Source organism: Cryobacterium sp. TMT1-62 (assembly GCF_004403145.1).
Classification (GTDB): Bacteria; Actinomycetota; Actinomycetes; order Actinomycetales; family Microbacteriaceae; genus Cryobacterium; species Cryobacterium sandaracinum.
Genome location: NZ_SOGZ01000050.1, coordinates 1 through 19,385, shown reverse-complemented (window position 1 = coordinate 19,385; position 19,385 = coordinate 1). Strand labels below are relative to the sequence as shown.

At 64.8% G+C, this 19,385-nt stretch carries 17 protein-coding genes; 3 read left to right on the top strand and 14 right to left on the bottom strand.

The features are described from left to right. Positions 1-269 precede the first annotated feature (269 nt). The 7 genes from E3T34_RS15350 to E3T34_RS15325 form a co-directional block, all read right to left on the bottom strand. Positions 270-569, bottom strand: a complete 300-nt coding sequence (locus E3T34_RS15350; RefSeq protein WP_134343476.1) for a hypothetical protein — start codon at positions 567-569, stop codon at positions 270-272. Positions 570-1,252: 683 nt separating this feature from the next. After that, positions 1,253-1,396, bottom strand: coding sequence for a hypothetical protein (locus E3T34_RS15950; protein ID WP_166784987.1), 144 nt, complete (start codon positions 1,394-1,396; stop codon positions 1,253-1,255). Further along, complete coding sequence (locus E3T34_RS15345; RefSeq protein WP_134343475.1) at positions 1,389-2,126, bottom strand: B3/4 domain-containing protein; 738 nt, start codon at positions 2,124-2,126, stop codon at positions 1,389-1,391. Before E3T34_RS15345 ends, E3T34_RS15950 begins: the two co-directional genes overlap by 8 nt. Then, positions 2,119-2,724 carry a helix-turn-helix domain-containing protein gene (locus E3T34_RS15340; protein ID WP_174843146.1) on the bottom strand — a complete coding sequence of 202 codons (606 nt, stop codon included), beginning with the start codon at positions 2,722-2,724 and terminating at the stop codon, positions 2,119-2,121. Before E3T34_RS15340 ends, E3T34_RS15345 begins: the two co-directional genes overlap by 8 nt. A 65-nt stretch (positions 2,725-2,789) precedes the next feature. Then, a complete protein-coding gene (locus tag E3T34_RS16195) occupies positions 2,790-3,110 on the bottom strand; it encodes a zinc-binding dehydrogenase (protein WP_198412298.1) in 321 nt (106 codons plus the stop codon). Next, entirely contained in the window at positions 3,068-3,451 is a 384-nt protein-coding gene (locus tag E3T34_RS17030) for a hypothetical protein (RefSeq protein WP_370327748.1), read from the bottom strand. Before E3T34_RS17030 ends, E3T34_RS16195 begins: the two co-directional genes overlap by 43 nt. Before the next feature lie 388 nt (positions 3,452-3,839). After that, positions 3,840-5,192, bottom strand: a complete 1,353-nt coding sequence (locus tag E3T34_RS15325) for an MFS transporter (RefSeq protein ID WP_104099590.1) — start codon at positions 5,190-5,192, stop codon at positions 3,840-3,842. A 188-nt stretch (positions 5,193-5,380) separates the two neighbouring features. On the opposite strand from E3T34_RS15325, the gene E3T34_RS15320 reads away from it, so the two are divergent. Together E3T34_RS15320 and E3T34_RS15315 are read left to right on the top strand one after the other, a co-directional pair. Further along, positions 5,381-7,609: a malate synthase G gene (locus E3T34_RS15320; protein ID WP_134343472.1), complete on the top strand. Its 2,229-nt coding sequence runs from the start codon at positions 5,381-5,383 to the stop codon at positions 7,607-7,609. 567 nt (positions 7,610-8,176) lie between these two features. Beyond that, positions 8,177-9,373, top strand: coding sequence for a Fic family protein (locus E3T34_RS15315; protein ID WP_134343471.1), 1,197 nt, complete (start codon positions 8,177-8,179; stop codon positions 9,371-9,373). Here E3T34_RS15315 and E3T34_RS15310 read toward each other — a convergent pair. From E3T34_RS15310 to E3T34_RS15280, 7 genes are all read right to left on the bottom strand, one after another. Beyond that, positions 9,328-9,840, bottom strand: a complete 513-nt coding sequence (locus E3T34_RS15310; RefSeq protein WP_134343470.1) for a GNAT family N-acetyltransferase — start codon at positions 9,838-9,840, stop codon at positions 9,328-9,330. The genes E3T34_RS15315 and E3T34_RS15310 overlap by 46 nt on opposite strands. Before the next feature lie 1,272 nt (positions 9,841-11,112). Then, positions 11,113-11,955, bottom strand: a complete 843-nt coding sequence (locus tag E3T34_RS15305; protein ID WP_104099596.1) for a phosphatidylinositol-specific phospholipase C/glycerophosphodiester phosphodiesterase family protein — start codon at positions 11,953-11,955, stop codon at positions 11,113-11,115. An 831-nt stretch (positions 11,956-12,786) separates the two neighbouring features. Continuing rightward, the gene (locus E3T34_RS15300) at positions 12,787-14,226 is read right to left on the bottom strand and encodes a dihydrolipoamide acetyltransferase family protein (protein ID WP_134343469.1); all 1,440 of its coding nucleotides are present in this window, start codon (positions 14,224-14,226) and stop codon (positions 12,787-12,789) included. Further along, on the bottom strand, positions 14,226-15,239 hold the full coding sequence (locus E3T34_RS15295) for an alpha-ketoacid dehydrogenase subunit beta (protein ID WP_134343468.1): 1,014 nt from the start codon (positions 15,237-15,239) through the stop codon (positions 14,226-14,228). The genes E3T34_RS15300 and E3T34_RS15295 overlap by 1 nt, the downstream gene beginning before the upstream one ends. Beyond that, positions 15,236-16,399: a pyruvate dehydrogenase (acetyl-transferring) E1 component subunit alpha gene (pdhA, locus tag E3T34_RS15290; RefSeq protein WP_134343467.1), complete on the bottom strand. Its 1,164-nt coding sequence runs from the start codon at positions 16,397-16,399 to the stop codon at positions 15,236-15,238. Before pdhA ends, E3T34_RS15295 begins: the two co-directional genes overlap by 4 nt. Positions 16,400-16,509: 110 nt before the next feature. Beyond that, a complete protein-coding gene (locus E3T34_RS15285) occupies positions 16,510-17,013 on the bottom strand; it encodes an Lrp/AsnC family transcriptional regulator (RefSeq protein WP_104099599.1) in 504 nt (167 codons plus the stop codon). A gap of 49 nt (positions 17,014-17,062) precedes the next feature. Continuing rightward, positions 17,063-17,824: an oxygenase MpaB family protein gene (locus tag E3T34_RS15280; protein ID WP_241976868.1), complete on the bottom strand. Its 762-nt coding sequence runs from the start codon at positions 17,822-17,824 to the stop codon at positions 17,063-17,065. Between the two features lie 96 nt (positions 17,825-17,920). On the opposite strand from E3T34_RS15280, the gene E3T34_RS15275 reads away from it, so the two are divergent. Next, positions 17,921-19,120 carry a glycoside hydrolase family 3 N-terminal domain-containing protein gene (locus E3T34_RS15275; protein ID WP_241977430.1) on the top strand — a complete coding sequence of 400 codons (1,200 nt, stop codon included), beginning with the start codon at positions 17,921-17,923 and terminating at the stop codon, positions 19,118-19,120. The last annotated feature ends 265 nt before the right edge of the window (positions 19,121-19,385 follow it).

The following is a 19,385-nucleotide window of genomic DNA, read 5'->3' as shown; positions in this document are numbered from 1 at the left end:
TGGCGGGTGTTGCACCTCGGTGACGGCACGCTTGAGTGGACGTCGCCGACCGGGCGCACGTTCGTGAGTGAGCCGGCCACGGTCATCCGCTCGGCGTCGACCACACCGTCGCCCGCCCCACCCGGTCGGGATGCCCAGTCAGGGGAGCCCACGCCGTTCTGAGGACGCGCGCGGCAGATACGCGAAACCGACCAGGAGTGCACCCGCGAACCATCCGCCGAGCGGAGCGCCCACCGGTAGTTACAGGAGAAGCACTGTTCCGACCAGGATCAGTATCCGGCGAGCACGGCGAAGAGACGCATCCCGTAAAGGAAAACGAACGGCAGATAATGCGCACCGACGATGATCATGCTTGCCGGGAAGAACAGGTTCGGTTCGGTCAGTCCCAGGGCAACGGCCACGAGCATGCCCGAAGGGACGGTGAATGCGAACTGCGTCGCGAGCGCCGCCATCGGATGGCCCTTGGGCAATGCCGCTGGCCCGCCGGCGGTTCGAAGCGTGAGCGTCGTCAGGGGAAAAATCAGCATCCCACCCAGGAACAGCGTTGCGATCGATGCGCCTGGCGACAATCAAGTCGCCACGGCCGCCGCGATCAGCCACAGTGTGCCTGAAACCAATTGACCGACGAAGCCGCCGCGGTAGACACGTCGAACGTCCGCCTGAGCCTCATCAATATCCGCACAACGGCATCGTCCCACGAGTCGGCCGCTGGCCTGTCCACACGCTTGCTGGTCGGGCGTGACAGACCGGGTCATCCCGTCGTCTTGTCAGGTCCGAACGACGAGCAGAGCACGTCGCGCCCCAGCTGTGCAGTGGAGATATCTCTCGTTTCGTGATGCCGGACTCGCGGGCGGACTCGGTGCGAACGACAGCGGCCTCACGGCGAGCGGCAGGCACTATGAGCACGGTGTAGACGACGCCGACGAGTAGCAGGATTCCATCGTCGAGCCGCGTGAGTAGCCCATCCCCGGCGAAGATCAACATCAGAGCGGATGCGCCGACGATCGTCGGCAGAAATGGTGCCGACCGCGACCACCGTGACGCCGATCAGGGCGAGCAAGCCGATGACGAACTCACCCAGCACAATCATGCGTTGAGACTACTCACGGACTTGCCCGGGCACCCAAAAACCGGTGAGGTTGACGCGTGGTCCGCATTAGGACTCATGATGAGAAAATCGCTCACCCGGACCCATCCCTCCGGTGCCTGATCGCCGAACGCTTACGCGTCAGGGTTGGGTGAGGCCAGTACCTCAGAGCAAGTCCGCCGTTCCGGCAGCACCGACTGTCGTGATCAGGTCGACGGAGAGTGCCGAGCCGAGCCGAACAGACAGCATGGTCGTGACACCAAGCGCCGAGGCGGGAATCGGGATGCTGCGTTGGCTCATGTCAGGCATTTCCGGACAGTGCGTTTGCTCCGAGCCGGCGCTGCGCGACCTGGACGTTCGAGCCGAGACGAGTGAGCTCCCGCTCGAGCTCCCGAGCTGCTGCCAATAGTGCGTCGTCGTCGAGCGGTTCGAGTGCGTCGAGGATGAACAGGGCGCTGGTGGTGGTGTCGGTGAGCTGGGTGCGACGTGCTTGACGCCAGTTCCAGCGTCTACACGTCACACCGCCCGCGTCGGTCCACACGACCTCCCCGGCGTCGGGATACTCAGTCACGGATGCGCCCTCGGACATGATCTCGAAAGGTTCCGACCCGGTTGCGCGGATCAGGCGTGGTGCTCCGACGTAGTGCGCCAGGTCCTCCCCGCCGAGCGGTACCACGTACAGAATCGAGATTGCGTTGTACAGGTCCGTGAGTCGATTCACACGGGGCAGCCCGGATGCCGCGCGGCGCATAAGCGCCTCCAGACTGTTGCGGGTGCGCTGCGGCTTCGCACCGAACGCCCGGTACGCCTGGCGCCACGCGGCAATGTGCGGAACCTCCTCGACAGCCTGTTGCTGGAGAGTGGAGCGGGCTGCCTCTTCCGCCGCGAGGAGCAGCGCCTCGCTTGCCTCATCACTCGGGCCGGGCTCGAGTCCATCGACAGCGACCAACACCGCCCGGTAATCGGGCCGTAACGCAAAGACGTCATCGTCGACTCGGGCGGCGTCGAGGAACGTGTTCAAGGCCGTCTGCTCAGGCATCAACGCGTTCCGTTCGGGTAGCCGAGCCGACGCCCGGGTCAAACACTGTCAGTGAGAATCGTGCTGCGTGCGGGCCGGCGTTGACGCAGGAATGGGCTACGTCGCCGGGGAAGGAGAGCGCGTCGCGATCGTTGAGCGTGATCGTCTCTTCTCCCGCCGAAATCGAGATCGTTCCCAGGTGTACCTGCACGAGTTTTCTCGTACCGGCCGTATGCGGTTCACTCACATGTCGATCGCCTGCTTCGAGGGTCCAGTCCCACAGTTCGACGACGTTCGGCGGTACAGTCCCCGCGACGAGCACTCCGCGCCCGCCGTGCGCGCCGGTCCACAGCACCGTGCCCTCGCCCCTTCGGGTAACTTTCATCCGCTTCGATCGGGGCGGTTCGACCAGATCGGGGAGGCCCACGCCGAGGGCGCCACTGATCCGGAGCAGTGTCCCTACGCTCGGGTTCGCGGCACCCTGCTCGATGTTGACCAGCATTCGGCGACTCACCCCGGTGCCTTCCGCCAGCTGGTCAAGAGTCCACCGACGTTGTTGGCGTTCGTGTTTGACGCGTACACCGATGGCGGTCGCAAGTTCCGCAGCACTTTTCTCCATAAGTGCACGATAGTGCACTATTGGTACATCAATCAGAGTTTTCCCTCGGGTACCAACAGTTGGTCTCAGTGGGAGAGGATGACGATCTTGCCGATGTGTCGTCGCTCGGAGAACTCCGTTTGGGCTTCGGCGATCTCGGTCAGGGCAAACGTGCTGCTGACCTGAGGACTGACCTGCCCGCCGCGTGCAAGCTCGACGAGCCGACGAAAATGAACCCGGGTGTGCATCGAGGATCCGATCAGCTGCACATTGTGAAGATAGAGGCGGCGGAGGTCGAAGTCGATCACCGGCGCCGCCACAGCACCCGCGATCACCCAGCGCCCGTTGTCCCGAATCATCGGCATCATGGTGGAGACCCCCGGTCCACCGGCGATGTCAGCAACCACGTCCAACCCCGCCGAATGCTCCCGTCACGAGCACGGTTTCGCCGCCTCGCACGTTGGCACGTTCGAGCATTCCGATCGCGGTGCCGAATGCCCACAGGCAGGCACGCCAGCTGCACATCCGATAGCGGGGAATCCTGTACGTCATGAGCATGGATGGCATCCACGGAGACGTACTGCGCGAACCCGCCATCGGCCTCGCTACCCAGGTACCCCACCGGAGACGCATTTTCGCTTTCGCATCCGTAGATAGCCGGGACCACGAGCACCCGGCGACTCAACAGTTCTTCGGTCACACCATGACCCACCTCGACGATAATGCCGGTGATATCCCCACCCTGAATGCGCGGAAAATCAAACGAACCCAGTCAGCCGGCCTGCGCCGTGGGATTTTCCGGCAACCCACATGCTCCCTGGCGCGTCCAAATGTCTGTGTTGTTGACGGCAGCCGCTGTTACTTTCACCAGCACCTGGTGGTCCTGCGGCCGCGGCCGGAGCCAATCGTGGTGCAATTCCAATGCTTCGGGGCCACCGAATCTCATCCATATTTCGGGTTGCCAACGAGGGCATCGCCTTCACCGAACGAGTTCCTGCCCACCGTGCACGGGTTCGACGCGTTCTTCGGCAACCCCTACCCCTTTAACGCCGAGGAGGAGACGGAAACCGACCGCCGCCGTCGTGCAAAGTCAGATCGGGCATACCCCAGTGTCTCGCGCAACCGTTCCTGCCGTTTCAGTCCTCCAGAGCCTCGCCCCGTTTCTCGGGGAGTCCAAGAGCGCCGAGTGCAGCGACCACGAAGAACATTGCGAAGACCGTGAAAAGAATTGCGGTCCCGCCCATCTCGCGCAGCATCGGCACGGCCAGCGGAGCCAGGATCGCGGCGATCCGTCCAACGCCGGCTGCCCAGCCGGCCCCGGTGGCACGGATGCGGGTCGGGTACAGCTCCGGGGTCACTGCGTAGAGCGCTCCCCACGCACCCAGGTTAAAAAAGGAAAGCAGCATGCCGGCACCGATCACCTGGGTGGCATCGCCGGCTACCGCGAATAACGCCGCCGCAAGTGCCGAGCCGGCAAGGAATACGGCCAGTGTCCTGCGCCGTCCCCAACGCTCGATGAGGTACGCCGAAGCGGCATAACCCGGCAGTTGGGCCACGGTGATGATCAGCGTGTACGCGAAGGAGCGAACGAGCGAGTATCCCGACGCGACCAGGATGGTCGGAAGCCAGATGAAGGCGCCATAGTAGGAGAAGTTCACGCAGAACCAGACCAGCCACAGCGCACCGGTTCGGCGACGCAGGCCGCGCGACCACAGCGCGGTGACGCGTGTCCGGGAACCGGTTTTGTTCGGCCCCTCACCTGTCTTTGCGGGGCGCGCAGAATCATAGGGTCCGGCGGTGATTCCGGCGGACTTTTCGAAACGTCGGACGGTCGACTCCGCCTCAGAGAGGCGGCCACGCGACTCGAGGAAGCGAACCGATTCCGGCAGCCGAAGGCGCACGACCACCGCGTACACGGCCGGAACCGCTCCGACAGCCAGTGCCCAGCGCCAGCCGTCGGCCGATGACGGTACGACCAGGTACCCGATGACCGCGGAAACGGTCCAGCCAATGGCCCAGAAGGATTCGAGGATGACGATGATGCGGCCGCGAATTCGTGGAGGCGCGAACTCGCTCACGAGCGTCGAAGCGACCGGGAGCTCACCGCCAAGACCGAGCCCCACGATAAATCGCCATGCAATGAGTACGGCCACAGTCTCGGACAGTGCCGACGCTCCCGTCGCGAGACCGTAAACGAGAAGGGTGAGAGCGAAAACCTGGCGTCGGCCGATACGGTCGGCCAGCAAACCACCGAGAACTGCACCAATGGCCATACCGACGAACCCGGCGGATGCGATCCAGGACAGCTCCACGTCGGAGACTTGCCATTGCACCGCCAATTGTGCCAGAACGAAAGAAATGAGTCCAACGTCCATCGCATCAAGAGCCCAGCCCAGGCCGGAACCCACAAGCACACGGCGGTGCTCCCGGGTGAACGGCAGCGCATCCAATCGCTCGGATCGACTGGGGCGTGCGCGAACTTCAGGCATCAGGTTCCCAATTCAGCGTTTGTGACCAGGCGGCGAACTGAGGGTGAAGCGTCTGCCGGATAATTGAACCCTATTGCACGAGACCTGCCCGACGTGAGTGTGTCAAGGAGCGGCGGCGCCGGGGTGCGAGACTGGCCAGACACAGTCGGCCGAGCGGGCGTACCCGCACTAGCCCAAGGAGTTCAACGATGAACACACCCACCACAGCATCCGTCCCAGCGCCTACTGCTGGCCTCTCCGCCCGCGTCGAACGAGCAGATCTCGATGTCGCCTCTTCATTCGCCGCGTTCGTCGAGAACGAGGCGCTGCAGGGAACCGGCATCACCGCGGACGCCTTTTGGCTTGGGCTGAGCACGCTGATCAGCGACCTCACTCCCCGGAACACTGAGTTGCTCGGCATCAGGGATGACCTGCAGGCCCAGATCGATGCCTTCCACCGGGCTAACCCCGGCCAGCCTGACCCCGGTGAGTACCGTGCTTTCCTCACCAGGATCGGGTACCTCGCGCCCGAACCCGGGGACTTCACCATCACCACCTCGAACGTCGATGTGGAGATCGCGTCGCAGGCGGGACCCCAGCTTGTCGTTCCGCTGCTCAACGCGCGGTTCGCTGTCAACGCGGCGAACGCCCGCTGGGGTTCGCTTTACGACGCGCTGTACGGCACTGACGCGATATCCGATGACGGCGGTGCGTCCCGGGCGGATTCCTACAACGCCGTCCGCGGCGAACGGGTGATCGCGCGCGGACGGGCTCTGCTTGACCAGGCCATCCCACTCGAACGGGGCTCGCACGCTGATGCCGTCGCTTACCGAGTCGAGAACGGTGCGCTGATCGTGGCTTTGAAAGACGGATCATCCGCTGTCCTGGCGTCGCCCTCGGCGCTGGTCGGCTACAGGGGAGAGGCTTTGGAACCGTCGTCCGTGCTCTTCCGACATCACGGACTGCACTTCGACGTGACCATTGATCGCAGCGCACCTATCGGGGCCACGGACAGCGCGGGCATCCAGGACATCGTGCTCGAGTCCGCTGTCACCACGATCATGGACCTCGAAGACTCGGTTGCCGCAGTCGACGCCGACGACAAGGTACTCGGCTACCGCAACTGGCGCGAACTCATGCGCGGCAGACTGAATGAGACCGTCAGGAAGGGCGCCGGCGTCTTCACGCGCACCATGAACGGCGACCGCGTCTACACCGTTCCTACCGGCGGCGAGTTGACGCTGCACGGCCGAAGCCTGCTGCTGGTGCGCAACGTCGGGCACCTGATGCAGACCGACACCGTGCGGGATGCGTCCGGCGCCGAGGTGTTCGAAGGAATCCTCGACGCGGTGCTGACCGTTCTCGGTTCGTTCCCCGACCTCGTCGGCGAGGCCCGCGGCGGCAACTCACGCACCGGCTCGGTGTACATCGTCAAGCCGAAAATGCACGGCCCCCACGAGGTCGCGTTCACCGTCGACCTGTTCGCCCGGGTGGAGCAGCTCCTCGGCCTGCCCCCACTCACCGTGAAGATCGGGATCATGGACGAAGAACGGCGAACGACGCTCAACTTGCGGGCCTGTATCGCCGTTGCCGCCGAGCGAATCGTCTTCATCAACACGGGATTCCTCGATCGCACGGGCGACGAGATCCACACCTCCATGCACGCCGGGCCAGTGGCCACCAAGGGCTTGATACGTTCCATGCCCTTCATGGCTGCCTACGAGAACGCGAATGTCGACGCCGGTCTCGCGGCGGGCTTTCCCGGCCGTGCCCAGATCGGCAAGGGCATGTGGGCCATGCCCGATCTCCTGCACGACATGCTCGAGCAGAAGATTGCGCACCCCCGTTCCGGTGCAACCACAGCCTGGGTCCCGTCTCCCACAGCGGCGACGCTGCATGCGATCCACTATCACGAGGTCGACGTGGCCGCCCGTCAACACGAACTGGCCGGGCGGACACGCCAGGCCCTGGACCCGATTCTCGTCCTCCCTCTCTCCGAGCGAGACCTCAGCGATGAGGAGCGCCTGACCGAGCTGAACAACAACGTTCAGTCGATCCTCGGCTACGTCGTTCGATGGGTCGATCAAGGGGTCGGGTGTTCCAAGGTTCCGGACATTCACGGCGTGGGGCTCATGGAGGACCGTGCGACGCTGCGCATTTCTAGTCAACTCCTCGCGAACTGGCTCACCCACGGCGTCATCAGCAAGACGGATGTCGACGCCAGCCTCGGGCGACTGGCGGCGGTCGTCGATGCACAGAATTCCGATGACCCGACCTATGAAGCGCTGATCGGCAGAACCGGGCCTGGGCTCGCGTTTCTGGCCGCCCGCCAACTCATCATCGACGGTGCATCCTCACCTAACGGATACACCGAGCCGATCCTCCACCAGGTCCGGAGGGCAAAGAAGCGTCAGGCTCCCGCGCGTCATTTGCTCTAACGGAACCTCATGCGGGCGGGTTGCAGTGCGGCAGCCGCCGGTGGCATACCTTCCCGGCGGGACCTACTTGATGCCGCCGGTTGGGCGTCCATCGAGCAGGTTGCTGATGAACCTCGCGACGTCGTCCCGAAATTCGGCATAGGCGCTTGGGGCGGGCCCCTCCGAACGGACGAACACGTCCACTGCCTCGAGCGCTGAGGTGACGATGGAACGAGGTGAGCGCACTTCCCCTGATGAGTTTTCAGTTCGCCCGTCGCGCGCGCGCGCCCTCGTGCACAGGGAGAATCAACCGGTCGGCGTCTCGCGAATCATCTCCGAGCGCAGGTCACGAATTACACGCCAGTCAGAATGATCTGTTGATCGGATCGAGAACCCCTATGTGCTCACCCGTTCATTCACGCCATTGAGCGATGCGAATTCACCGCCAGCTAGCGCTGCACTTCACTGACTTTTCTTTGGCTTTGGAAAGTGCGTTTCGCAGGGTTTCGGAGCAGTCGAGTGGAATCAGTCAGGATAGAGTGAATCCGTAACTATGGATATGCTAATAAGCATTGGTATACTCAACACATGTCCATGTTTGAGAAGGAGTCGGTCTGGCCGTTGATCGGCTGTGAAGAACGGCCGTGGCGAAGCGTCCAGGATGAGTATGGCTCACGAGCCCAGAAGCGTCTGGCGTCAGGTCCATACTTGGCGTCGGTGCCCGCGTTGATCTCTGATCTCGACATACCGTTCGACAGCGAGTTGCATGCGCTGACTGAAGAGGCCGCCAGCGAGCTTGCCCGCTTCGATGCAGAAGTGGGGCAAATCGCTGCACCATTTGCGTCCATTCTCCTTCGAGCCGAGAGTGCCTCCAGCTCCGAAATTGAGAACCTCACGAGCGGCGCTCGGCAGATCGCCTTGGCGGAGCTCGGTGAGCACGCCTCGAAGAATGCGCAGCTCATCGTCGGCAACGTCCGAGCGATGCAAGCGGCACTTGCCTTGTCTGAGTCGATCGACGGCAACGCCATCCTGGAGATGCATCGCGCCCTCCTAGAGCAAAGCAATCCTGACATCGTCGGTCACTGGCGTGACCAGCAGGTCTGGATCGGTGGCGGGAGTTTTGGGCCGCACACCGCACAGCTTGTCCCGCCCCATCAGGACCGCGTCCCCGCGCTCATGGAGGACCTTGTTGCCTTCGCCAATCGAGCTGATCTTCCCGTGCTTGCCCAGACCGCGATCGCTCATGCGCAATTTGAAACAATCCACCCGTTCCCCGACGGAAATGGAAGGGTCGGTCGCGCACTCATCCAAGCGATGCTGCGTTCTGGAGGGCTCACTCGAAACGTTACTGTTCCGGTCTCCGCGGGGCTGCTTCACGACACCGGTCGATATTTCGATGCCCTGAGCGCATACCGGTCCGGGGATGTCGCCCCGATCATCCGTTCCATCGCGGAGGCGTCGTTCGCGGCGGTGCACAATGGTCGAATCCTCGTGGCTGACCTGGAAAGCGTGCAGGTGGAGTGGCGCGGGCGCATCAGCGCGAGACGAGATTCAGCGGTACACCGGCTCGTGGGTATTCTGCTTCGGCAACCCGTGATCGGCGCAGCCGCAGCCGCAGCTCAGCTCGGTATTTCGAGCGTCAATGCCCAGGTCGCTATCGACCGCCTTGTTGACGCCAACATTTTGATCCAAATCACAGACGGACGACGAAATCGAATTTGGCTAGCCAAGGACGTCGTTCAGGTCCTTGACGAGTTCGCCGCCCGAGCAAAGAGACACCGATAGCAGAACGGTCTCCGCATCAACCTGCCAGCAGCCCGCTGGGAGATTGCGATATTGAATCCCACTTTCAGTGCGACGATGCAGGACGCCGGGTTGTTGACCCTGTGGCCGAGCTCGAGCCGGAGCAAGTCGCGCCTTTCAAATGCCCAGCGGGTAGCCGAGGCGAGAGAGCATGAGGCAAGGCCTTGGCCTTGGGCCTCGGCGGACACCCAGTAGTAGACCCTACCGGTGGCGTGTCGATGCTCCATGTTTTCGATGCCCACATTGCCGACAGCCTTGCCGTCGACGCTGATTGCGAAGTTGCGCACGGACGGGCTGGACGGGGCGAGCTGAAGTGCGATGAATTCCTGGCAGCGCTCGAGCGTTGACAGGTCGGTGTCGCCGACCTGGGTTGCGAGGTCATCGTTGGCACCGAAGGCGCGAAGCAGGTGCCCGGTGTCAGATTCGTCCCATGGGCGAAACTTCTGCACGGGATCGTCAGATCAAAGCGTCGGGCAACGCCGAGGCTTCTTCCCCGAATTGGGCGGTGCGGATAGCGATTCTGAACAGTAGGGTCGGGCCTTGGGGCCGCGGTTGACGCGTCCAGTTGGGCGGGAACCTGACGAGGTGACACTCGACGACCGGCGGCTTTCGAAAAGGCGGATTTCAGGTTCCGCACATGACTGCAATAGAGATGAGTGCAGCGATGACAGCCAGCTGGGTCCGCCTCTCACTCTGGGTTGCCGCCCTGGTCGCATGGTCCGCGCTCATCCTCGTCGGGCTGGTCCTGTTGGGGACAGGTCTCGATAGAACGTTCTTTTTTGAGCCAACCGGTGGGGCTCTCGAACGCGATCGTGTGGGGAAGAATCTCATTCTTGTTGGTTCGGTCGCCCTCTTCGCTGCCGCGGTCTGGGCTCGGTCGATGCACGCTCCCATCTGGTCCTGCGCCCTCGTCGCAGCCCCGGCTGTCCTTGTCGGCGGCCTCACCTTGTTTTTCGGAGGTTCTCTGTTCCCACACCTCAGCGCTTTGGTGGCTTTCCCTGTTGCCCTCGCTGGCCTGGTTTGCGGGCTTGTCCTCGCCAGGCCACTGCTTCGCGCTGGCTCCGCGGGCCCTAGCGCGTCGGTTGACCGTTAGGGATCAGACTGAGCTTTCGCCCGCCGTCGTCGAGTGCTAAAAACTATCCATCTGAAGACGGCAGCGTTAATGGCAGCCAAGAGAAAGAATCCCAAGTAGTACAACGCCGCGCTCATGGTCAATGCTCCGACGGCGAAATCTTCTGGCCCCGACACTTGCGATGAACCCAGTGAACCGACGACATAGTACGCAGTAGATAACGGCAACGTCAGTACCACGATGAGCAGAACCATCGCTTCGGGTGCGGCCGTCCCGCCGCCCAGTTCGAAGGCGCGCATCACGGACACTGCCGCAATGAGCCCGGCGACTGACACTAGGTAGGCGCCCATCGACCCCGCGGCCCAGGAGGGTAGGCGGTGGTTCCCTGTCGGCCTTACACGGTCGGTCGTCATTTCCGAAAGCTACAGGCCTTGCCCAACTTCGGGCAACAAGGACCGTTTCGACGTCTCGGGGAAAGGGCCTTTGGAAACGGTCTCCGCATGAATCTCCCAGCAGCCCGTTGAGAGATTTTGCCGTGGAGGCCAGTGCCGTTAACCGCGGAATTCGTTCGCGAACTGGGGACACCGATCGATTTCTACTGTGTTCACAGTACTTCTTTCAGGTCCAGGCGAGTGGATGGCGATTTCCGCTAGCTCCGGCTCCCCAGGAACTTCTCCAGCGCGGCGAGGTCATCGGTATTTATGTGGTCAACGCCGGCCTCGTGCAGCTCAGTCCAGATCGCTTCGCGGGCTTCGCTCGGAACATCGAGGGTCCCCCAGAAACGGACGCGGTAGCCCTGAGAGTGCGCCGACTGCACGTATTCGCGCAGCTTGACCTTTTCGCTTTCCGGCATCGGACCGACGCCCTGCCACACGAATAGCTTGTTCCAATTCTCACTGACCAGCGGCATGAGATCGGCTGGTATTCCAGATGTCAAGTCGCCGGAGCGGCCGTCATAGAAAGCCAATCGTGAGTCAAGATTTTGCATGGATTTTAGAGGGCGGTTGCCGCTGACCACGGCGACAACCGGTCCGGATTTGATTTTGCCGTTCGTGTACTTGGTCATGATCGAGCGATGCTCAGCCAGGTCTTCCTCGATCGCAGCGTAGGTACTCTCGCCGTCACTCTTTATGTCGATCAGAAGTTGGAAGCTGCCATCCCAGCCAGAGTAGACACTGCCAGCACGGCCGTCCACGAGGCGGTCGAGCGGATCCAGGTAGAGGCTTTCGAGAGTAACCCCCGCCTGGACATCCTCGAGATCGTGAGCGACGAGAAGCTCGCCATCTACGAGCCAAACATCGGCTTCCACACTGGTGAATCCGTGCTCGAGGGCATCAAATAACGGACGCTCATGCTCATAGTCATTGTGCGCGTGGGCGGCATCCTGCGGTTCGCCGGGCACGATGTCGGCCTGTGATGGTGCGGCCGCGCCGGTGACGGTAGCGAGGCCGACGAGGGTAACGAGAACCAAAGCGGAATTTTTGACGATCATGGAAGTCCATTTCTACGAAGTGTGTTCCGCCGAGAAAGTCCCGTCGAAATGAGATTGACCGCGTTATCGGCTCCACGCGTGTTCCAGTGCACAAGCTGGTTCGGTTTCGAATGCGCAACGGCTACAGTTCTATCGCCGTCGGGTTAAGTGCTGGCGCCGGTCGAACCAACGCACCATGAACGGTCTGGGCCTGCGTGACCTTCTGCTCGCGTAAGAATCACGCTCCTAGCTCCACCAGTCCGTCCTCGCGTCGCGCCGGCAGATTCGGTATTCACTGGAGGGCCACCGGGTTGGTTCTAACAGTCGATTAGTCGCAGCGCTGGCATACCTTGTCATGCTTGCCGCGCTGACTTCAGGTGTTGTCAGCGCTGACTGTGCGGGCTCTGCCATCGAGCCGGATCGTATTGCCGTGCGAGACGATCCACTGGGTCTGCTGTGTCCGAATGGCACTCCGATACAGATCACAGCCTCGGAGTTATATCGAGAGACTTGCTCGATTGTCGTGTCGCGCCGAACTGCGCGCAGTCGAGCGCGCTCGCCTGCGAACGGCACGGCCCGCCAGGCTGCCCGCAAGCCGGACCTTAAGCGCACTCGGGCCCGGAATTCGGGGCCCGAAGCAAACGCAGCCGGGCGGAGCGCCCGGATAGCCCGCCCAGATAGTCCGCCCGGATAGCCCGCCCGGTGAGGATTCGCACTTGAGGGCGTCGACCGCAACAAACCCCAGCGGCAGGAAACCCCTGCCACGAGATGTCCTGGCGTGTCGTAGACGACCTGGCGCACGCCTCGACCCCAGGCGGCACCACAGCAGGGTCGAGGCCGTTTGCGGCTCGGTCAGAGGTCGGCGAGCATGCTCACAGGGTTCTCGATGCAGCGTGCGACGTAGGTGAGGAAACCGGCGGCGGTGCCTCCGTCACAGACCCGGTGGTCGAAGACCAGCGACAGCTCGACCACAGTGCGCACCGCGAGGGTGTGATCGACCACCCAGGGGCGCTCGATCATCCGTCCGATGCCCAGAATGGCGGCCTCGGGGTGGTTGATGATCGCGGCTGACCCGTCGACACCCAGAGCACCGAAGTTGTTCAGGGTGAAGGTGCCGCCGCTGAGTCGAGATGGGGGAAACGAGCCATCCGTTGCCTGGGTCACGATACCGGCGATCGCATCCCGGAGTTCGCGGGTGGTCAGTGAGTGGGCGTCGTGAACGACCGGCACCATCAGCCCCCGCGGGGTCTGAGCGGCAAGCCCGAGGTTGATGGCACCGCGTTGGAGGATCTCCTGGCTGGCCGTGTCGACTGAGGAGTTCAACAGCGGAAACCGGCGCAGTCCGGCGACCGTGAACCGGGCGATCAGCGCGGTCACGCTGAAGCGTTCGCCTGTGGCGTCGAAGAGACGGTCCCGCGCGGCGAAGAGCTCGGTGGCGTCCACATCGAGCCAGACGGTTGCCTCGGGGATTTCCCGGCGCGAGGTGGTCATCCGCTCCGACACCACCCTGCGTAGGCCGGTGATCGGGATCCGGATGTCGTCGGTGGGCGCGGCCCGGGTTCCGACCGGCTCCGCCACGGGTGCAGGTTGGGCCAGTGCCGCGGGCTCGACCACCGGTGTGGACTCAACCGCTGCGGCCCGTTCCCGGATTGCCGATTCCACGTCCCGGCGCAGCACCAGCGCGTTGCTCCCACTGCCGATTAGCAGGGTCGCGTCGAGGCCGTTTTCGCGGGCCAGACGCCGCACCAGCGGTGAGACCACCGGGGAGCGGCCGGCCGGGTAAGACGGAGAGGCCGGAGCCGTTACCGGGGTGGCCGGAGTCACCTCGGAGACCGGTTCGACGATTGCCGCGACGACCGGAGCCGCTGAGCCGGGTCGCACGCCGAAGCGCGCAGTGGCAGGGCGCCGCACGGGACCCGTGTTCTCCCTCGTGCCGTAGCCGATGAGCACAGCACCGGATGCCGACCCGTCGACCTCCGCGACCGGAACCCCGGCTGCCATCGCTGCGGGCTTAACAGCAGTCCGAGCGGTCGGCCGTGCGGCGTCGGCCTCGGCGGCATCCGTCACTGTCAGCAGCACCTGCCCGGCGTGAATGATCTGGCCGGCGACCCCGTTCAGGGCCTCGACCACACCGCCGAACGGCGACGGCAACTCCACGATGGACTTGGCCGATTCGACCTCCACCACGGGCTGGTCGATGGTGATGGTGTCGCCCACGGCGACCAGCCAGGAGACGATTTCGGCTTCGGTGAGTCCTTCGCCGAGGTCGGGCAGGATGAAATTCTGATCCATCAGTTCCACTCCCAGGTTCCGAGGGCGGTCAGGATGCGGTCGGGAGTGGGCAGAAAGTATTGCTCGAGCTTGGGGGAGGGATAGGGGATATCGAAACCCGTGATCCGCAGGATCGGCGCTGCCAGGTGGTAGAAGTTGCGCTCGGTCAGCCGGGCGGCGACCTCGGCCCCGTAGCCGCCGAACTGCGCCGCCTCGTGCAGCACAGCGGCGCGGGAGGTCTTCCGCAGGGAGGCGCCCACCGTCTCGTCGTCGAACGGGGAGAGGCTGCGCAGGTCGATCACCTCGATCGAGAGCCCCTCGGCGACGGCCAGCTCGGCCGTCGCGAGGGCCGTTTTCACGGTCGGACCGTAGGCGATCAGCGTGACATCGGTGCCCTCCCGCAGCACGACCGCAGTGGTCATCGGCGCGGTGCGCACAGGCAGGCTGAGCTCGGCTTTGGCCCAGTACCGGCTCTTGGGTTCGAGGAAAATGACCGGGTCGTCACAAGCAATGGCCTCGCGGAGCATTGAATAGGCATCCGCCGGATTCGATGGCGAGACCACCGTGAGGCCGGGCGTGGCCGTCCAGTAGGCCTCGGAGGAATCGGAGTGGTGTTCCACACCCCCGATGTCGCCGGCGTAGGGGATCCGGATCACAAGGGGCAGCTGGATGCGCCCACGGGTGCGGTTGCGCATCTTGGCCACGTGCGAAACGATCTGCTCGAACGCCGGGTAGCTGAACGCGTCGAACTGCATCTCGACCACCGGGCGCAGGCCGTACATGGCCATGCCGATCGCGGTGCCCACAATCCCCGATTCGGCCAGCGGCGAGTCGCTCACGCGGCTCTCCCCGAATTCGGCGTACAGCCCGTCGGTCACACGGAAGACGCCGCCGAGCGGGCCGACATCCTCACCGAACAGGACGACCGTCGGATCGTCGCGCATCGCGTCCTGGATCGCGGCGTTCAACGCCGCTGCCATGGTGAGAGTGACCGGTGCGCGCAGGGGCGTCGGTGCGGTGTCGGGGAGCGTCATGAGTTGACTCCTGAGTGAGCGGCGACGGATGCTGCGACGGCGTGTTCGGCGTGTTCGGCGTGCTCGTCAAGCTCAGCTGCGAGGAAGGCTCGTTGTTCCGCCAGGGCGGCGCGCGGGGTCGAGTAGACGTGGTCGAACAGCTCCAGCGGATCCACTGGGGCGGACCGGGTCATGCATTCGCGGGTGTCCGCCGCCAGATCCTCGGCCTCGGCACGGATGTCCGCACGCTCCGCGTCGCTCAGCGCACCGATCTCGCACAGGTAGGTGTCCAGGCGGGTGATCGGGTCGCGGCGTCGCCAGATCTCCAGATCCCCGGGATCGCGGTAGCGGCTCGGGTCGTCGGAGTTCGTGTGTGCCTCCATCCGATAGGTCAGACCCTCGATCAGGGTCGGGCCGTGGCCGGCGCGGGCGTTCTCCACTGCCGACGAGGTGACCGCGTACATTGCGGCGACGTCGTTGCCGTCAACGAAGTAGCCGGGCATCCCGTAGCCGATGGCCTTGTCGGCGATGGTGCGGCAGCGCATCTGCTTGTCCAGCGGCACGCTGATCGCGTACTGGTTGTTCTGCACCACGAAGACGACCGGGGCCTGCCAGACGGCAGCAAAGTTGAACGCCTCGTGGGCGTCGCCCTCGCTGGTGGCGCCGTCGCCGAGCAGAGTCAGTGCGACGGTGCGCTCCCGTTTGAGCTTGGACGCGGTCGCGAGCCCCACGGCGTGCAGCGCCTGGGTAGCCAGAGGGGTGGCCTGCGGGGCGATCCGGTGGGCGTTCTGGTCGTAGCCGCTGTGCCAGTCCCCGCGGAACGAGGCCAGGATGTGCTCGGGCGGCACGCCGCGGGTCAGTAGGGCGATGCTGTCCCGGTAGGTGGGGAAGAGCCAGTCCTCGGCGCCGAGGGCGGCGACCGCGGCGATCTCGCAGGCCTCCTGGCCGAGAGCTGACGGGTACGTCGCCAGGCGTCCCTGCCGGGTCAGCGCGGTGACCTGCACGTCGAACCGGCGGGCGACGACCATGCGCCGGTAGAGATTGAGCAGTGTGGCCGGGTCCGGCAGGTCAAACCCGCCGGCCTCATCGAGTGGCGCGGCGCGACCGGTGTCATCGATCAGGCGGAGGGGACGCGGCGCGGCGAGGGGGCTCTCAACCAGGCTCTCGACATTGAGGCTCATGTCGCAATGGTGGGGCATCTCCGCGCCGTCGACGGTGCCCCGGCGACGGATACGAACGATTGGTCCGAAGCGGCGTCGTGCCGGGCCATTCGTCCGCGGAAAACGACCGTTCAGCGCCAGCTGTCCGCAGCGCGAGCCGGGGGCAGGCCGGTGATTTCCTCGAGGATGAGGTGGGACCGGGTGGAGATCACGCCGGGCATGCTGTGGATATCGCGCAGGATGGCTTGGCTCAGCTGCTCGTGGTCCGGAGCGCTGACGGTGAGGATGATGTCGATGTCGCCGCTCACGGCCTGAGCTTTTTCGACGAAGGGCAGTTCACTCAGGCGCCGGGCCATCTCGGCCCAGGAGACATCGCCGATCTTGACGATCACAAGGGCGGAGACCCTGAGCCCGAGCGCCCGGCGGTCGATCTGTGCGCCGAATCCAGTGACCACACCGTGACGCACGAGATTCTGCATCCGGGTGTGCGCGGTGGTGCGGGAAATGTGCACGAGCACGGCCAGCTGGCGCATCGACAGGCGGCCGTCGCGACTGAGTTCGGCCACGATCTGCCGGTCGATCGCGTCGAGACCGTCGGGCGTGCCCGGGGCGGCGGGGGCCGAGTGCTGCGTCATTGGAATCCTCAGGCTGGGGAAACCCTCAGACTACCGCGAGCCCAGGCGACTACCGCATCGCGCGCAGGTAGTGGTTCTTGGGCCAGTGGCGCAGCCGGCGCGGAAGCCGGGGATAGACACGTATGGTCAGCCGGATCAGCCGGTCGAAGCGGCGCTGCGCCCCCACGGTCCAGGGCAGGTCGAACAGTTCCCGCACCGAGCAGGGGAGCAGTCCGACGGTCACGAACCGGCCCAGTGGCATCATCAGCCGCAGCCAGAGCGGCCCGGTGCGGGGATGCAGCAGCTGGCGTGCCACGGCGCGCGTGGCGGCATCCGTCTGCAACTCGCCGACGCGTCGGTCCCAGTAGGCGGCGAAGGCGGCCCGGTTGGGCGGCCACAGCTCCGCGGGCATCTGCAACGCCGTGCCCAGCACGGCGTACTCCCGGTAGAGCGCGTCCGCCGTGGCTCCGTCGAGCGGGCCGTAGACCAGCTCCCGCATGGTCATGGCGGAGTCATACAGGGTCGCCGCCACCCAGAGCTGCAGTTCTGGGGTGAAGGCGGTGTAAGCCGGACGAGCCTCGGTGGCCAAGCCCGACACCGGGGCGTGGGCGTGATCGACCCGGCGTCGTGCCCGGGCAGCCTCCTCCGGCGTTCCGAACACGACCGCGTACACGTAGGTTAGGGTGCCGCGCAGCCGATCGAGCGGTCGGGAGGCGAAGTCGCTGTGGTGCGCAATTCCGTGGCCGATCGCCGGGTCGGCGATCTGCAGGAGGATGGACCGCCCGCCGGCGGCGATCAGCACGGCCTCGCCGGCCATGTCCCTCATCTGCATGCGCGCCTCCCCGCTCGAAGACCGATTGTAACGCCGCCAGCGGTGAAGCGGATGGGCGCTTCGCCGCGGTAGCTGCCGGCAGGTTAGCCTGGATCGGTGATCTCCGGCCGACGACACCCGGCCCCAGCCCGCCGCCTGGCGGCGCTCGCCGCCATGGCCCTGCTGGCCCTCACCCCCTCCGGCTGCACCGCGGCGCGCGGAACAGACGCGAAAAGCGGCACTGCCGCCCCGCTCGGGCCCGGCTGGTCGGCCGGCCCCGTTGCCGAAGACGCCACTCGCCGCCTGGCCGCCATGTCCCTGACCGAGAAGGTCGCCAGCCTACTGATGCTGCACCAGCCGGGAACAGATGCGGCCGAGCTGCGCACCTTCGCCGGGGCGAACGGCCTCGGTGGACTCATCCTGATGGATGACAACGTGCCGGTCTCCCCGGAAGAAATGCGGGCAATGACGGATGCCCTCAGTCCCGACCCGGAACTCCCGCTGCTCATCGGCATCGATCAGGAGGGCGGCGAGGTCTCCCGGCTGCCCGCCGACCTGGCGCCCGGGGCTGCCCAGCTGCAGACGCTCCCCGCACCGGCCACAGAGGATGCCTTCCGCAGTCGGTCGACCCTGCTCCAGTCCGTCGGCGTGAGTGTCAACTTCGGCATCGTCGCCGACGTCACGGCCGACCCGAGCTCGTTCCTGGCCGGCCGGGTGCTCGGCACCGACCCGGCGTCGGCATCCGCCCGGGTGGCTGCGGCGGTCACCGGTGAGCGTGCGCGGGTTCTGAGCACGCTCAAGCACTTCCCCGGTCACGGGGCGGCGCCGAGGGACTCGCACCGAAGCATCCCGTCGACTCCGCTTGGCTATCAGGACTGGCTGACCCGTGAGGCGCCTTCGTTTCAGTCCGGAATCGAGGCTGGCGCGGCGCTGATCATGTTCGGCCACCTGGCCTACCCGAGCGTCGATCCGCGTCCGGCGAGCCTGTCGCCGGCCTGGCACGAGATCCTCCGCACCGAACTCGGTTTCGACGGCGTCACGATTACCGACGATCTGCTGATGCTCCAGGACTTCGGCCTGCCGGAGTACGCCGACCCGGCCGAGAACGGGATCGCCGCCCTGGCAGCGGGCAACACCATGCTGCTCTCCGTTCTGCCGGCGAATCCCGCGCGGTACGGCACCGATGTCACAGTTCTGATCGGCAGAATCGTCGAAGCGGTCGATACCGGGCGGCTCACGCTGGAGCAGATCGATGATGCTGCCTACAAGCTCCTGGTGCTGCGCGGCCGGGCCGCCCTCAGCGCATCCCAGGAGTGAACCCCAAATCCAGATTGTGCAGCGAACCGCACCGAGTAGGACCTCATGGATGCCGGCACACTCTAATCACGCATTCTCGTCTTCGTCGGAGGCACCGGAGTGTCCTCAGCTGGGTGTCACCAAAGTCATGACCCAGTCCGTCGGGCGCCCGGTCAGCTCTCAGTCCGCTAGCTGTTGTTCCCACACAGGTTGTGAGCGTGGCGTGAGCTAAAAAGGTGAGGACCTCCGGTATCGATTGGGTTACCACACTCAACACGATGCAACG

Bases quoted from the DNA above. Each gene is read 5' to 3' on its own strand.
- E3T34_RS15295 (WP_134343468.1), bottom strand. From the start codon at position 15,239: ATGACGCTCCCCGACACCGCACCGACGCCCCTGCGCGCACCGGTCACT.
- E3T34_RS15345 (WP_134343475.1), bottom strand. From the start codon at position 2,126: ATGCCTGAGCAGACGGCCTTGAACACGTTCCTCGACGCCGCCCGAGTC.
- E3T34_RS15950 (WP_166784987.1), bottom strand. From the start codon at position 1,396: ATGCCTGACATGAGCCAACGCAGCATCCCGATTCCCGCCTCGGCGCTT.
- E3T34_RS15285 (WP_104099599.1), bottom strand. From the start codon at position 17,013: ATGACGCAGCACTCGGCCCCCGCCGCCCCGGGCACGCCCGACGGTCTC.
- pdhA (WP_134343467.1), bottom strand. From the start codon at position 16,399: ATGAGCCTCAATGTCGAGAGCCTGGTTGAGAGCCCCCTCGCCGCGCCG.
- E3T34_RS15340 (WP_174843146.1), bottom strand. From the start codon at position 2,724: ATGGAGAAAAGTGCTGCGGAACTTGCGACCGCCATCGGTGTACGCGTC.
- E3T34_RS15305 (WP_104099596.1), bottom strand. From the start codon at position 11,955: ATGATCGTCAAAAATTCCGCTTTGGTTCTCGTTACCCTCGTCGGCCTC.
- E3T34_RS15315 (WP_134343471.1), top strand. From the start codon at position 8,177: ATGTCCATGTTTGAGAAGGAGTCGGTCTGGCCGTTGATCGGCTGTGAA.
- E3T34_RS15280 (WP_241976868.1), bottom strand. From the start codon at position 17,824: ATGCAGATGAGGGACATGGCCGGCGAGGCCGTGCTGATCGCCGCCGGC.
- E3T34_RS15300 (WP_134343469.1), bottom strand. From the start codon at position 14,226: ATGGATCAGAATTTCATCCTGCCCGACCTCGGCGAAGGACTCACCGAA.
- E3T34_RS15325 (WP_104099590.1), bottom strand. From the start codon at position 5,192: ATGCCTGAAGTTCGCGCACGCCCCAGTCGATCCGAGCGATTGGATGCG.
- E3T34_RS15320 (WP_134343472.1), top strand. From the start codon at position 5,381: ATGAACACACCCACCACAGCATCCGTCCCAGCGCCTACTGCTGGCCTC.